The following is a 15,307-nucleotide window of genomic DNA, read 5'->3' as shown; positions in this document are numbered from 1 at the left end:
CTGCTTGCAACACTTATAATCTCTTAAATGATGAAAAGGTTTTTGTTTCTTACTATTTGCCTTTTTCCATTAAGTTTATTTGCCCAATCATCTTTCATTATTCGTGGCTTTGGAAAAGGTTTTAAAGATGGTGATAAGATCTTTTTAAGCTACAGACAAAGTGGTCAGATAATTGATGATTCTACTATAGTAAATCAATCTACATTCGAATTTAAAGGAAGCACTAATACAAAAGTAAGAGGCTATTTATCGAGAAACAACAACCCCAGATATGCTGTAGATCTATCTGATTCCTTTAGCATTTATGTTGAGGCAGGACAAATTACCCTAAATTCTGTCGATACTTTGAGTAACTCAATCATCTCAGGAACACCATCAAATAATGATTATGCAGAACTTCTTAAAGCATTAGGTCCGCTTAATAAGCAAATGAAAAAATTAAGCGATGCTAATAAAGAATTGAAAGATACGGCATTACTAAATTTGAACAAAACAAGATTAGAGGCTGCCTATTATGATACATTTCCCATTCAATTTAACTTTATAACTAAGCACCCAGATTCTTATGTAAGTCTACTTACTTTAGGAAGTATGGCTCGATCTTCCAAATTCTTACCACAAGTAGAACAAAGTTTTGCCAAGTTAAGTGCCAACCTTAAGGCAATGCCAGAAGGCAAGGAAATAATCAGAAGGATTAGTGAAGGCAGAAAAATTTCAATAGGCATGCCAGCAAAGGATTTTATACAAAATGACATAAATGTAAATCCAATTAAACTCTCTTCTTATCGAGGTAAATATGTTTTGGTTGACTTTTGGGCGTCATGGTGTGCTCCTTGCAGAGCAGAGAATCCAAATATTTTAAATATTTATAAGCAATACAATTCTAAAAACTTCACTGTTTTAAGTGTATCTATTGATACAGATAAAACGAACTGGCTGAATGCTATAAAGGAAGACAAACTTCCGTGGATGCAGGTTTCTGATCTTAAAAAAGAAAATGAAGCGGCTAAACTTTATGGTGTTACAACAATACCTTCTAATGTATTAATCGATCCTGATGGAAAAATTATTGCTAAAGATATTAAAGGAAAAGAGTTACGTGATATGTTGGTTTTGTTATTAGATTCAAAGTAAATAACCCAAAAGCAATTACTTTTTTAATTAGCCCCGACAAACGCGAAAATACTTTTGGTTACAACAACTTAAACTCTTGCAGAAACCGTAACCAAAAGATTGTAGTATTGGCGGGAACGAGGTTACAAAAGAACCACAGGTTTTGCGCTTCAAATAATTTTATTAAAATCGGTAAGGCAATTAAGTATGTCCTTATTAAATTATAACGAATTACCTCCGAGCAGTTTTTCAAACTCCCCTACTCCGCAAATAATTGCCTAAAATTACATGCAACGTTTTCAACAAAACAATGTCTTATAGCAAACAATGCACGTTTTCGTTAAAAATTTGTTAAAACATTTTGATATTACGAATAACTTCGTACATTTGAATACGAAATAATTCGTAGAACTGTAACATATGAGCAATAACAACATCAAACCAACAGAAGGCGAAATGGAGATCTTACAAGTACTTTGGCAAAAAGGCCTTTGCACAGTTCGGGAAGTTCATGAAGCTTTAGATAAAAAAGATTCTGGTTACACAACCACCTTAAAATTAATGCAAATTATGCATGAAAAAGGAATGGTAGAAAGAGATACCAATCAGAAAACACATATCTACAAAGCGATAGTTAATCAGGATAAAACTGAAAAACATTTGGTAAATAAAATGATTGACAATGTGTTTAATGGTTCGGCAGCAAGATTGGTTATGCAGGCTTTAGGTAACCATAGCGCAAGTGCAGATGAAATAGACGAGATAAAAAAGTATTTAGAACAATTAGAAAAAAACAACTAATATGGAAACTTTAGTACAACAGTTTATCAAAGCATTCGGCTGGAGCATTGTTAACTCGCTTTGGCAAAGTGCCCTAATTTATGGGGCTTTGTTTATCGTATTACTTAGCTTACCAAAACTTGCAGCGAAGTATAAGCACAACCTCGCTTTTGGAGCAATCGTTTTAATGTTTGCCTTCTTTGTTTACAATTTTGTTAGTCATATTATAAAAAATATGCCGACTCAAAATGCATTGTCTGGAGTACAAAAGTTAGAGGCTTATCAATACTTTAATAATTTGCCACAAAGTTTTAGCAGCAAAGCTGAGCAATATTTCCCATTAATAATTATATTCTACCTGATTGGTATTGCACTGCAGTTATATGTTATTGTTAAAGGTTACAGTAAACTTTCTAAATTAAAAAAGGATAGCCTGAGCGCTATTCCAGCGCATTGGAAAACCATTTTCGAAACCGTTACGGCTAATTTAAAAATTAATAAATCTATCCAGTTTCATTTATCGGCTATTGTAAATGTGCCATTGGTAATTGGGTATTTAAAACCAGTTGTACTCTTCCCTATTGCATTGGTTAACCAATTAGACAACGATCAGGTTGAGGCTATTCTAATCCATGAACTATCACACGTTCGCAGAAACGATTTTCTACTAAACCTAATCAAAACCGCGATTGAAACCTTCTTGTTTTACAATCCGTTTGTTTGGATGGCGGGTAAATTTATACACATTGAACGGGAGCATGCTTGTGATGATCTGGTTCTTAAAATAACTGGAAAGCCACTAAACTATGCGCATGCCTTACTAAAACTAGAACTACTTAAAGACAAAACCAGTCCAGCTTATGCATTGGCTGCTACTGGCAAATCGCAAAATTTGTATCAACGTATTAAAAGAATAACCAACATGAAAACAAATTATTTAAACGCCAAACAGCAAATGGCAGCGCTAACTTTAGGTGTAGCTTGCTTATTCTCAATCGCCTGGATTAATCCTACTGCGAAGAAAAACACGGTAAAAAAAGAAATTAAACATAATATCCTTCAACTTACTGCTGTTGCAGACAATGGTAAAACAGTTGTATTTATGGATACGACTAAGAAACGAAAAATAAAAATTGTAACCATTGATGCAAATGGCAAGAAAACGGAGTACAATTCGGTAAAAGAAATGCCAGATAGCTTGAGAAAAGATTTTTATAAGGACGAGCTTTTTGCAGGTAGAAGAGCTTTCATTTATAAAAATGATTCGTTATTTGAATATAAAGATTCGTTATTAACTAGAAAAATGTACAATGAGTTCCATTCGCCAGCTGCCCAGTTGAAATGGAAGAAATTTGGAGAAGATGTTGCAAAAGAATACAGCTCGCCAGAAGCACAAGCGAAATGGAAAAAATTTGGAGAAGATATTGCAAAGGAATATGGATCACCTCAGGCGCAGGCTAAATGGAAAAAATTTGGAGAAGATGTTGCCAAAGAATACAATTCGCCAGAAGCACAAGCGAAATGGAGAAAAATGGGCGAAGATATGGCGGCTAAAATAAACACACCAGAATTTAGAGCGCAGCTAGATCGGGCCAGAATTAAAGCTTCAACGAATGCTCGTCTTAAAGGCTTATCAGAACTAACAATAGTAAGAGGTGATACTGCGTTTGGAGGTTCAAATAACAAACTTACTGGTCCAGACGGCTCTGTATTTTATTTCAACAACTCAAATAGCAAACTTAGACAAAGCGAAGAATATAAAAAGTTGAAACAAAAATTCGACATGGAAGTAAAAGAACTTAAAGAAAAAATGGAGAAACAGGAAAAGAAAGAAAAACCTGAGCAGCTTGAATTGAAAGAACAATAAAAAAACCAAACAAATTATAACCGACAGCGAAGATTTATCTTCGCTGTTTTTATTTTCGGCCATTGTTAAAATAACTTTTTAGTATTTTTGCTTAGGTATGCTACAAAAACTTTCCATTCGTAATTACGCATTAATTGATAGTCTTGATATCGAATTTGATCAAGGCTTAAACATAATAACTGGTGAAACTGGTGCTGGAAAATCCATCATTTTAGGTGCGCTTTCTTTAATTTTAGGTCAAAGGGCCGAAAGCAAGTATTTCTTTAATCAGGATAAAAAGTGCGTAATAGAAGGCACATTTTTATTAGCTGATGAAAATTTAAAAGTGCTTTTCGAGGAACAGGATTTAGATTTTTTTAACGAAACCATTCTTCGCCGCGAAATATCTATCGATGGAAAATCACGTTCTTTTATAAACGATACGCCAGTAAATTTATCGCTTTTAAAACAAATTGGAGAAAAGTTAATTGACATACATTCGCAACATGCCACACAAGAAATTAACAATGCCGATTTTCAATTGTTGATTGTTGATTCTCTTGCCAACCATAATGCCACTTTACTTCAGTATCGATCAGGTTTTAAAAAGCTGAAGCAAGATACTAGCCGTTTAAAAAAATTAACCAGTGATGCTGATGAAGCAAGAAGTAAACAGGATTACGAACAGTTCTTATTTAATGAATTGGAACAGGCAAATTTAAAAGAAGGCGAGCAGGAAGAATTGGAACTTGAACTGGAAAAATTAACGCATGCTGAAACGATTAAGAGGGCATTAATTACGGCCTCAGGATTATTAACTGAAGCTGAACCTTCGGCCATGCAACTTTTGAAAGAAGCACAGCTACAACTTCAAAGTATAGAAAAATTCGACTCGAATATTAATGTGCTTTACGAACGTTTACGTTCATCAATTATAGAAATTAAAGATATTGCCGATGAAACTTCGGCCATTGAAGCCAACACAATTCATAGCGCCGATCGACTGGAACTTATAAACCAGCGTTTAGATTTACTTTATTCGCTTCAACAAAAGCATCGGGTTGGTGGCAACGCAGAATTACTGGCCTTGCAACAACAATTGGAAAATAACTTGAACCAGTTATTATCTTCTGATGAAAACATTGAAAAGCTGCAAAAGGAAATCGAACAGTTAGAATCTGAATTGCTTAAACAAGCAAACCAGCTTAGTGCTGGACGAAAAAAAGCAATAAAATTAGTAGAAGCGCAAACCGCTCAAACTTTAATAAAGGTTGGTATGCCAAATGCTAAACTAGTATTAGCTCAAAATCAATTATCGGAACTGAACAAAGATGGTTTGGATGAGATTAATTTGCTGTTTACTGCAAATGCGGGTCAATTACCTGCTCCTGTTAGTAAAGTAGCATCGGGTGGAGAGCTTTCGAGATTAATGTTATCCATTAAGGCATTATTAGCTAAACACACAGCACTCCCTACCATTATTTTTGATGAAATTGACACAGGGATTTCTGGAGAAACAGCATTAAAAGTTGGCGAAGTGATTTCGGTATTGGGAGCAGATATGCAGGTTATTTCCATCACCCATTTACCTCAAATTGCTGCAAAAGGCAAGTCGCATTATTTTGTTTATAAGAATGATGATGGCGGAAAAACCACTACAGGAATCAGAAAGTTAAAGCAGGAAGAAAGAGTTAATGTAATTGCAGAAATGTTAAGTGGTAGAAATCCTGGTGCTTCTGCAATAGAAAATGCCAAGGAACTATTAAATTAATTTTCTTCATTAACGGTTTTTTTAAACCTCTTTTATAAACTAACAAATTAGTTTATATTTGTTTTAATGAAAAGAGCGTTAATATTTTCTTTGCTTGTATTTGTCGCCACGATCACATTTGCGCAACAAGCTTTTATGCTTTCGGGCGCAGTTAAAGGCAAAAAAGGAGAACCGCTCCCAGGCGCAGGTGTATACGTTAGTGGTTATAAAATTGCTACCGTTGCAGATAACAATGGTCGTTATAGCTTAAGTTTAAAACCTGGAAATTACGATATTCTTGTACAGCTAATCGGTTTTAAAGCTTTCAATAAGAACATTATAGTAGCCGATAAAGCCTTAACATTTGATTTTGTTTTAGAAGAAGATGCCTTCCAGCTTCAGGAAGTTACCATTAAACCAGATCCAAACCGAGAAGGATATATCAGAATGTTTACCGATTTTTTTATCGGGACCACGCCAAACGCCCAGCTTTGCAAAATTATTAATCCAAATGTTCTCATCATTGATTATAGCAACGACGATGCTAAGCTAACGGTGAAAACCAATCAGTTTCTAATAATCGAAAACCAGGCTTTAGGTTATCGGGTAAAGTATCAGTTAAATAATTTCGAGTTTGATAATAAGAGCAGAATCATTTATTATGAAGGCTTTCCTTATTATGAAGATTTAAAAGGATCGAAAGGGAAAATGAAAAGATGGGCTGAAAAAAGAATTGAAGCGTACCATGGCTCAACACAGCACTTTTTTAATAGTTTATATGCAGGAAAATCAAAAGAAGAAGGTTTCGAAATTAACAAATTAATTAGACAGCCAAATCCAAATAGGGCACCAGATAGCCTAATTAATGCCAATATTAAAAGATTAATGCAGGTTAAACAGGCTTTGAATGGTACAATAAAAATTATGGCTGGCGATTCTCTTAACTATTGGAGCAAGCAAAAAAATGCTCCTGCCACAATCGCCATGCTAAACAGGCAACAGGTTAATACCGATACATTAGTTAAAACGTATAACGAAAGTATAAAATCGATTAATTTTAATGATGTACTGTATGTAATTTATAAAAATGAGCGTGAGGCTTCCAGTTATGCCAACCGAATTGGGCAATCGATATCCAGACCTTTAGACATGCCCGATTATCAGGTTTCACTTATAAATTTACAGGTTGCTCCTGTTTATTTTTATGAGAATGGCGGTACTTACAATCCACGATCTATGTTGTATGAAGGCTATTGGAGTTGGGAAAAAATTGCAGATAGCGTGCCGCTCGATTATCTTCCACCAAAGCAAAAACCCTAGAATGTTAAAATTGTTAAAATCCAATAAAAGTTTTAACAATTATTATTCCATTTGGCTACATTCGCTCTCATGATTAAAAGCGCTTTTCTGTTTCTGCTTTTCTGGGTTTTTACAATGAGTGCTTTTAGCCAGGGAACTTTTTCGATAAGTGGAAAAGTTAGAGACAATGGTGGCGTATTACCTGGTGCGGGCGTTTACTTAAGCGGCTATAAAATTGCTACCGTTGTAGATAATAACGGTAACTTTAGCTTACCAAACCTTAAACCAGGGAGTTATGATTTATTGGTTCAAATGGTTGGATATCTACCTTTTTCTAAAAGTGTAATCATTTCAGATCAATCGGTACAGGTTGACCTCCTTTTAAAAGAAAATACATTTCAACTGAATGAAGTTACCATTAGAGCCGATCCAAACCGAGCAAAATATATAAAGCAGTTTACAGAGTATTTTATTGGAATTACACCCAATTCCAAGCAATGCAAAATTTTAAATCCGCAGGTTTTAAATGTAGATTTTGATGTTACTAAAAGCTTATTAACTGTAAAAACTACAGAATTTTTAATTGTAGAAAACAAAGCCTTGGGTTATAGGTTAAAATATATGCTTGATTATTTTGAATACAATAGTCGCACACATATAATTTATTTTTCTGGTCACCCATTTTTTGAAGAATTAAAAGCTTCGGCTGCCAAAAAGAAAAAATATGTTGAAGCCAGAGAAACGGCATATTACGGTTCGTCTCAACATTTTTTCCGTTCACTTTACGAAAATAAAAGTAAGGAAGAAGGATTTCTGATTAACAAAATTATAAAAACACCAAATCCAAATCGTTATCCAGAAGAGGTAATTAACGATATGCTTGTTAAAATAAAAACACTTCCCGAAAAAACAGGGGTAAGAAAAGTTGCAGGCAAGATTGATGGTGGCCTGCTTGAATTTTGGACCAAGCAAAAAGAAATGCCAAGGTTTATAGATAAATTTAGTCGGGCAGATGTTAATCCTGATACGCTTGTTCACGATTACAATAACAATTTAAGGTGGATCAATTACACAGATGCACTTTGTGTTCAGTACACCAAAGAAAAAGAATCTCTTGCTTATTCTAATACAGGTTTTTGGATTTTCCGTCCGCTTGATGTGCCTGAAAATGAAATCTCAGTTATAAATTTAAGTCAGGGTCCAGTTCGTTTCTATGCAAATGGTGGAGTTTACGATGCACGCTCTATGCTTTACGAAGGCTATTGGGCCTACGAAAAAATAGGCGATATGGTGCCGATGGATTATATCCCGATAGGAAAGAAATAGTTACTATGCGCTTTTTCTACTGGTAAATACTTCTACACAAATTATTAACATCTGCATAAAATTACTAAAAATATTAGTAATTTTATATTATGGTTAATGAGGACGAAAGCACATATTTTAAGGGAAGAGGCGCTCAATTTAACCCGCACAATAAATTTTTAAAAGATGCCTACGTAAAAGAGCATGATGAAGGGATTGATGATTGGGAAGAAAGTGATCACAAAACAACTTTTCTCTTCGAAAACTCGAAAACCATTGTGAATAAAGTTGATAGCCCTGATGTTGGCATGGATTATTCATTAAATCCTTACCAGGGTTGCGAACACGGCTGCACTTATTGTTACGCCCGTAATGCACATCAGTATTGGGGTTACAGTGCAGGCTTAGATTTTGAGCGAAAAATAATCGTCAAAAAAGATGCTCCTATCCTATTCAAAAAGTTTCTGGAAAAGAAAGGTTGGGATGCTACCACAATTTCTTTATCGGGCAATACAGATTGTTATCAGCCAGCTGAGAGAAAATTCAGGCTTACCCGCCAGCTTTTAGAAATCGCACTGGAATATAAGCAGCCAATTGGCATGATCACAAAAAATTCGCTTATTCTCAGAGATATTGATATTCTGCAAGAAATGGCTAAGCTTAATTTGATTATGGTTTATTCATCAATAAATAGTTTGAACGATAAACTAAGATTAGCTATGGAACCAAGAACTGCAACGGCAAAACAACGTTTAAAAGTTGTAGAAGAGTTAAGCAAGGCTGGAATTCCGATGGGTGTAATGGTTGCGCCGTTAGTTCCTGGATTAAGCGACCATGAAATTCCTACGGTTTTAAAAGCAGTTGCTAACGCGGGCGCCATTCGTGCAGGTTATACAATTGTTCGTTTAAATGGCGCAATTGCTCAAATTTTTGAAGATTGGTTGCGTAAAAATTTTCCTGATCGGTTTGATAAAGTTTGGCATATGATACAAAGTTGCCATGGTGGTAATGTTAACGACAGCAGATTTGGCGATCGAATGCGAGGCGACGGCAATATTGCGAAAATGATAAGAGATAGTTTTCGGTTACATTGTCGACTTAATGGTATAAATACGAAGGATATATTTTTGGATAGAAGTCAATTCAAAATCCCCACCGATCAAATGTCATTATTCTAATTTTATTTGTCAGTTAGTTGATTAAAACTTAGTTTTAAAAATGAATATTGCTTTAATAACTTACGAAGATAAAGGTGCTTATGATAGTCCGACGGTTGAAAGTGAAGATGATAAACTCCTGTTATTCTTAAAAGAAAAAGGTTTAAATATTGAAACGGTAATTTGGAATGATGAGCAGATTAACTGGGAAAATTATCAGCTTGCAATATTAAAATCGCCATGGGATTATTTTGATTTATATGAAGACTTTAAAAGTTGGTTGAATCTCCTGGAAGGAAAAAACATCAGACTGTTAAATCCGATTGATATTGTTAGATGGAATGCCGATAAACATTATTTAAAAGAAATTGAGTTGGCTGGATTGAATATTACACCTAGTATTTTCATTAACAATAGCGACGAAATAAATCTTAATGCTTTTTTTGAAAAGTTTAATACCGATAAACTTATTGTAAAACCTTGCGTTAGTGGTGGTGCTAAAAATACATTTAAAGTTACAATAGATAATGTTGAGGCGGTTAATGAAAAACTAAGTTTGCTTATTCAAAATGAGGATTTTATTATTCAACCCTTTCTCCCTGAAATTTTAGAAAACGGCGAATGGTCGTTTATTTTCTTTAATGGCATTTATAGCCATACTTTAGTTAAAAAAGCAAAACAAGGAGATTTTAGAGTTCAACCCGCACATGGGGGTTCTGTACATATCCAAAACCCAGATCAGGCTTTAATAGAAATTGCTGCAGAATATGTAAAGCTTTTCGCTAAAGATTGCCTTTACGCCAGGGTTGATGGCACATTCGTAAATAACCAATTCTTACTAATGGAATTAGAATTAATCGAGCCTTTTTTATTTTTGAATACTGCTCCTCAAAATTATGAGAATTATTACAATGCTTTAAAAGCATTAATCTAGATAAGTAAACATTTCATGGCCGTAGCAGCCATAGCCATGAAAACTTATTGCCTGCCAAATTCCTGAGTCCAGTATTTGCCATCTTTGGCAGCACCCATTTCCTTGAAATTAGCATTCATAATATTTTTGCAATGCCCTTCGCTGTTTATCCAGGCATCGAAAACAGATTGTTCCGTTGGTTGTCCTGCGGCAATATTCTCTCCATAGGTTGTCCACTTGTAACCAGCAGCCGTAATTCTATCTCCAGGATTTTTGCCATCTTTAGAAGTATGATCAAAGTAGTTATTGGCATTCATATCTTTACTATGCGATAATGCAGCGGCCGCTAATAAATTATTCCAGGTTAATTTAGCAACAGGAGGCATAACCGTTGTACCACAGTTACAACCAGCAATTCGCTTATCGTTTACAAGTTTTAATAAAAGATCGTTGTTTAAATTTGTGGTAACTGCAGCACCATTATTAATTGGAGGGATCGTTTCAACGTCAATTGCTGTCTTTTTACAAGCAGTAAAAACAATGGTAAAACCAATCATCAGGATAAATATCTTCTTCACAATTCGGGATTTTGTAACGAAAATACGTAGTTAATTGGTAAAAAAAGAATTTGCTGTTTATTTTCCAACAAGATGGCACAGACTTATTACTCACTACTAACCAGTTATTTACAAAAATGTAAGTTTACCAATACAGTTATTAATAACCACCTTAAGCAAAAAAGCTCCAGATTTTCATCTGAAGCTTTTTCGATTTATTAATTTGAAGAATCTTCTTTTTTAGGTTCTTCTTTTTTCTTCTCGCCCTTTTTATGAACGATGCTAATTAACTCTGTTGTTTTATCATAATCAATTTCTAAAACATCACCTTCGGTTAATTCGCCTTTCAAAATTTCTTCAGCAATTGGATCTTCCAAATATTTCTGAATAGCTCTCTTCAACGGACGTGCACCAAAATTACTATCAAATCCTTTGTCAGCGATGTAATCTTTAGCATTTTCAGTTAATACGATTTCGTAACCTAATGTATGAACGCGACCGAATAAAGCTTTTAATTCAATATCGATAATTCTGAAAATTTCATCTTTACCTAAGCTGTTAAATACAACTACATCATCAACACGGTTTAAAAACTCTGGCGCAAAAGCACGTTTTAAAGCACTTTCAATTACACCACGACTGTGAGAATCTGCCTGATTTGTTTTTGCTGCAGTAGAGAAACCAACACCCTGACCAAAATCCTTCAATTGGCGTGCACCAATATTAGATGTCATAATGATAATCGTATTTCTAAAATCTACTTTACGACCTAAACTATCTGTTAACTGACCTTCATCTAAAACTTGCAATAAGATATTAAATACATCAGGGTGTGCTTTTTCAATCTCATCCAATAAGATTACAGCATAAGGTTTTCTTCTAACTTTTTCAGTCAATTGTCCGCCTTCTTCGTAACCTACATATCCTGGAGGCGCTCCTACTAAACGAGATACCGCGAATTTCTCCATGTATTCACTCATGTCAATCTGAATTAGTGAATCATCACTATCAAACATGAAACGAGCTAATTCTTTTGCTAATTCTGTTTTACCAACACCAGTTGGGCCTAAGAAAATAAATGAACCAATTGGTTTTTTAGGATCTTTTAAACCTGCTCTGGTACGTTGGATGGCTTTGGTTAATTTCTTAATCGCATCATCCTGACCGATAATTTTCTCGGCCACTTTATCGTACATGTTCAATAACTTAGCGCTATCTGTTTGGCCAACACGTTGTACAGGAATCCCTGTCATCATGGCTACAACTTCAGCTACATTATCTTCAGAAACTTCGTAGCGCTTGGTTTTAGTTTCAGCTTCCCATTCCGCTTTAGCTTTATCTAATTCTTCAATTAAATTTTTCTCTGTATCGCGAAGTTTGGCCGCTTCTTCATATTTCTGACTACGAACAACTTTGTTTTTCTCTAACTTAATATCTTCGATTTTAGCTTCGATATCGATAATGTTTTGAGGAACATGAATGTTGGTTAAGTGAACTCTCGAACCTGCTTCATCTAATGCATCAATTGCTTTATCTGGCAAGAAACGATCCGAAATATAACGAGAAGTTAAAGTAACACAAGCCTGAATCGCTTCATCGGTGTAAGTTACACCATGATGTTCTTCATATTTATCTTTAATTCTGGTTAAAATTTCTACAGTTTCATCAGGAGTAGCTGGTTCTACCATTACTTTTTGGAAACGACGGTCTAATGCACCATCTTTTTCGATATACTGGCGATACTCATCTAAAGTAGTTGCACCAATACATTGGATTTCTCCTCTCGCTAAAGCTGGTTTAAACATGTTCGATGCATCAAGCGAACCCGATGCGCCACCTGCGCCAACGATTGTATGAATCTCATCAATAAATAAAATTACATCAGTAGACTTTTCAAGCTCGTTCATTACAGCTTTCATACGCTCTTCGAACTGACCGCGGTATTTTGTACCAGCAACCAACGATGCTAAATCTAAAGTAACTACACGTTTACCGAAAAGCACACGCGAAACTTTACGCTGCACAATACGCAAGGCTAAACCTTCTGCAATTGCCGATTTACCAACTCCTGGCTCTCCAATTAAAATTGGATTGTTCTTTTTTCTACGAGATAAAATTTGCGAAACACGCTCAATTTCTTTTTCGCGGCCAACAATCGGGTCTAAACGACCTTCTTCTGCGGCCTTCGTTAAATCACGACCGAAGTTATCTAATACTGGTGTTTTAGATTTTATATCAGAAACCTTTTTAGGCGCTGTAAAGCTTTCTTCTTCGCGATAATCATCATCACCACCTGTCGATGCGCTGTTTGAAATATCGTCTCTGAAACCGTTTTTATTTACTTCAACTTCCTGTTTAAAAACATCATAAGTAACCCCGTATTGCAACAATATTTGTGAGGCAATGTTATCATCATCTCTCAAAACCGACAATAATAAATGCTCGGTGCCAATTAAATCGCTTTTAAATATTTTAGCTTCTAAGTAAGTAATCTTTAAAACTTTTTCTGCCTGTTTGGTTAATGGTATATTTCCTAAATTTACGGTAACACTCGATGTACCGCGAACGGCATCTTCAATTGAGCGGCGCAATTTACTGGTATCAACCCCTAACGATCGTAAAATTTTTATTGCCATACCATCGCCTTCGCGGATGAGGCCTAATAATAAATGTTCGGTTCCAATGTAATCATGCCCTAAACGGAGAGCTTCCTCCCTACTAAAAGAGATTACATCTTTAACCTGTGGTGAAAATTTTGCTTCCATAATACCTTTCTTAACAGCTCGCCTCTAAACTATAAAATTAATTATAAAAAGCGACCTTACTGTTTTGTTTATTTTATCAACAATTGCGCCATATAGGTGGATAAACAGGCTTTCGGATATCTAACTACCTAAAAATTACTCTATGAATAGCATTCAGACAAATAATTACTCGCTTAAATATATCTACGTAATAACTGTTTCGTGGGTTTTAAAACAAGTTAAAGTCTAAAGCATAACTAAAACTACCTTATTTGTCGTCTAATTGTAAGGATTTATTCTGGCTATTTTACTGACAAATTGTTGCTTTTCGACTATGCAATTTACAGTTTTTGACAGAAAAATAAAAACAAGCTGACATCATTTAACATATTACAACGTTAAAATCTATATGCTTTTAGAAAATCTACTAACCTAAATAAATATTCATACGAAAGAAACCCTTAAAAAGTTGCTATTGTTTTAGAAAAGCAGTGTAGTTACTAATATTTAATGCCAGTCCCGCTAACGTTGCAATCTTTTGTGAATGGGGCAGGGAATTTATTTGAAGATTAACAAAAGTATTTTCACTTATATCGGGCTACTATACCCAAGCATGTAAAACCATCAGGTTTCGGCGGGTGAGACACCAGCCGATAGGTAAATATTAACCAAAGTATTTTCACTTATATCGGGCTACTATACCCAAGCATGTAAAACCATCGGGTTTCGGCGGGTGAGACACCAGCCAATAGGTAATGATTAACAAAAGTATTTTTACTTATATCGGGTTACTATACCCAAGCATGTAAAACTATCGGGTTTCGGCGGGTGAGACACCAGCCGATAGGTAAATCTTTTGTGAATGGTATAGGTTATCTGTTGGATCCTTAACATTCTGGAGCAATATGCTCCTGTTTTTTACTTGTTAATGTAGCCCCTGCACTGGCAATAACAACTAAACCGACAGCAAGCCATTCGTAAACCGAAAGATACTCATGCAAAAATATAAGGCCAGATAAGGCCGCAGCAGCGGGCTCCAAACTCATTAAAACGCTAAATGTTTTTGCTGGCATTTTCCGTAGGGCATTAATTTCTAAGGTAAAAGGAATAGCACTCGATAGTAAAGCCAGGGCTAAGCCCGAGAGTAAAAAAACTGGTTTTATATTAAATAAAAGTCCATCCCAAATGGCTACAGGAAGTACTAAGGCAGAGGCAAATAACATGCCTATTGCAACTGCTTGTCCACCATCCATTATTTTAGAAATGCGGCCACCCATAACAATATAGCCAGCCCAGAAAGCTCCAGCCAGTAGCGCCAATAAAACACCGATTAAATCTACACCGTTATTACTCCATGGCGCTATTAATGCAATTCCTGCCGCAGCAAGTATTACCCACAAATAATCTAAAATGCGCTTCGAACCTGTTAAAGCCAAAACCAACGGACCGATAAACTCTAGTGTAACCCCCAATCCGAGCGGAATTCTGGCTAGTGCTAAGTAAAAAATCAAATTCATTGCTCCTAATGTTAAACCATAAAGGGCAACTGCTTTCCATTGTGCTGATGTTAATTTTTTTAAATTGGGCCTATTATAAATGAACAAGATGATAGCAGATAAGCCAATCCTTAATGCAGAAGTTGATGCAGCGCCCAAAGCTGGAAAAATTCCTTTAGCAATTGCAGCCCCACCTTGCACACTTATAATAGATAGTAAGACAGCAGGTACTGGCGGAATTGAAAGGTTTTTTTTATTCTTAGTCATCAATTAAGGATTTCTGCAAAAGTAATCTTTTTGAATGAGCCTAAAATGTTTATTTAATTTATGGATTTACTGTTACAGTC

At 35.3% G+C, this 15,307-nt stretch carries 11 protein-coding genes; 8 read left to right on the top strand and 3 right to left on the bottom strand.

Going from position 1 to position 15,307, the window contains the following annotated elements; all coding sequences use genetic code 11:
* Positions 1-27: 27 nt before the first annotated feature.
* The 8 genes from ACZZZI_RS15645 (at position 28) to ACZZZI_RS15610 (ending at position 10,184) form a co-directional block, all read left to right on the top strand.
* Positions 28-1,134, top strand: a complete 1,107-nt coding sequence (locus ACZZZI_RS15645) for a redoxin domain-containing protein (RefSeq protein ID WP_463489945.1) — start codon at positions 28-30, stop codon at positions 1,132-1,134.
* A gap of 399 nt (positions 1,135-1,533) precedes the next feature.
* Positions 1,534-1,914 carry a BlaI/MecI/CopY family transcriptional regulator gene (locus ACZZZI_RS15640; protein ID WP_316764955.1) on the top strand — a complete coding sequence of 127 codons (381 nt, stop codon included), beginning with the start codon at positions 1,534-1,536 and terminating at the stop codon, positions 1,912-1,914.
* Between the two features lies 1 nt (position 1,915).
* Positions 1,916-3,760 carry a M56 family metallopeptidase gene (locus ACZZZI_RS15635; RefSeq protein ID WP_463489944.1) on the top strand — a complete coding sequence of 615 codons (1,845 nt, stop codon included), beginning with the start codon at positions 1,916-1,918 and terminating at the stop codon, positions 3,758-3,760.
* A 97-nt stretch (positions 3,761-3,857) separates the two neighbouring features.
* Positions 3,858-5,510: a DNA repair protein RecN gene (recN, locus tag ACZZZI_RS15630; protein WP_463489943.1), complete on the top strand. Its 1,653-nt coding sequence runs from the start codon at positions 3,858-3,860 to the stop codon at positions 5,508-5,510.
* A gap of 66 nt (positions 5,511-5,576) precedes the next feature.
* Positions 5,577-6,809 carry a carboxypeptidase-like regulatory domain-containing protein gene (locus tag ACZZZI_RS15625; protein ID WP_463489942.1) on the top strand — a complete coding sequence of 411 codons (1,233 nt, stop codon included), beginning with the start codon at positions 5,577-5,579 and terminating at the stop codon, positions 6,807-6,809.
* 69 nt (positions 6,810-6,878) lie between these two features.
* On the top strand, positions 6,879-8,114 hold the full coding sequence (locus tag ACZZZI_RS15620; protein WP_344767105.1) for a carboxypeptidase-like regulatory domain-containing protein: 1,236 nt from the start codon (positions 6,879-6,881) through the stop codon (positions 8,112-8,114).
* Positions 8,115-8,203: 89 nt separating this feature from the next.
* Positions 8,204-9,271 carry a PA0069 family radical SAM protein gene (locus tag ACZZZI_RS15615; RefSeq protein ID WP_344767107.1) on the top strand — a complete coding sequence of 356 codons (1,068 nt, stop codon included), beginning with the start codon at positions 8,204-8,206 and terminating at the stop codon, positions 9,269-9,271.
* Positions 9,272-9,311: 40 nt separating this feature from the next.
* A complete protein-coding gene (locus ACZZZI_RS15610) occupies positions 9,312-10,184 on the top strand; it encodes an ATP-grasp domain-containing protein (RefSeq protein ID WP_344767109.1) in 873 nt (290 codons plus the stop codon).
* A gap of 44 nt (positions 10,185-10,228) precedes the next feature.
* Here the strand turns inward: ACZZZI_RS15610 and ACZZZI_RS15605 are convergent, their stop codons facing one another.
* The 3 genes from ACZZZI_RS15605 to ACZZZI_RS15595 all read right to left on the bottom strand — a co-directional run bounded on the left by ACZZZI_RS15605 (position 10,229) and on the right by ACZZZI_RS15595 (position 15,227).
* On the bottom strand, positions 10,229-10,741 hold the full coding sequence (locus tag ACZZZI_RS15605; RefSeq protein ID WP_344767112.1) for a CAP domain-containing protein: 513 nt from the start codon (positions 10,739-10,741) through the stop codon (positions 10,229-10,231).
* Positions 10,742-10,938: 197 nt separating this feature from the next.
* A complete protein-coding gene (locus tag ACZZZI_RS15600) occupies positions 10,939-13,485 on the bottom strand; it encodes an ATP-dependent Clp protease ATP-binding subunit (protein WP_316764942.1) in 2,547 nt (848 codons plus the stop codon).
* A gap of 866 nt (positions 13,486-14,351) precedes the next feature.
* On the bottom strand, positions 14,352-15,227 hold the full coding sequence (locus ACZZZI_RS15595; RefSeq protein ID WP_463489941.1) for an EamA family transporter: 876 nt from the start codon (positions 15,225-15,227) through the stop codon (positions 14,352-14,354).
* Positions 15,228-15,307 lie beyond the last annotated feature (80 nt).

Source organism: Pedobacter sp. AC190, assembly GCF_979258025.1.
The sequence above is the reverse complement of the archived record's forward strand: the minus strand, read 5'-3'. Positions and strand labels throughout refer to the sequence as shown.

Coding starts and splice junctions, on each gene's coding strand:
- ACZZZI_RS15645 (WP_463489945.1), top strand. CDS start 28: ATGATGAAAAGGTTTTTGTTTCTTACTATTTGCCTTTTTCCATTAAGT.
- ACZZZI_RS15640 (WP_316764955.1), top strand. CDS start 1,534: ATGAGCAATAACAACATCAAACCAACAGAAGGCGAAATGGAGATCTTA.
- ACZZZI_RS15635 (WP_463489944.1), top strand. CDS start 1,916: ATGGAAACTTTAGTACAACAGTTTATCAAAGCATTCGGCTGGAGCATT.
- recN (WP_463489943.1), top strand. CDS start 3,858: ATGCTACAAAAACTTTCCATTCGTAATTACGCATTAATTGATAGTCTT.
- ACZZZI_RS15625 (WP_463489942.1), top strand. CDS start 5,577: ATGAAAAGAGCGTTAATATTTTCTTTGCTTGTATTTGTCGCCACGATC.
- ACZZZI_RS15620 (WP_344767105.1), top strand. CDS start 6,879: ATGATTAAAAGCGCTTTTCTGTTTCTGCTTTTCTGGGTTTTTACAATG.
- ACZZZI_RS15615 (WP_344767107.1), top strand. CDS start 8,204: ATGGTTAATGAGGACGAAAGCACATATTTTAAGGGAAGAGGCGCTCAA.
- ACZZZI_RS15610 (WP_344767109.1), top strand. CDS start 9,312: ATGAATATTGCTTTAATAACTTACGAAGATAAAGGTGCTTATGATAGT.
- ACZZZI_RS15600 (WP_316764942.1), bottom strand. CDS start 13,485: ATGGAAGCAAAATTTTCACCACAGGTTAAAGATGTAATCTCTTTTAGT.
- ACZZZI_RS15595 (WP_463489941.1), bottom strand. CDS start 15,227: ATGACTAAGAATAAAAAAAACCTTTCAATTCCGCCAGTACCTGCTGTC.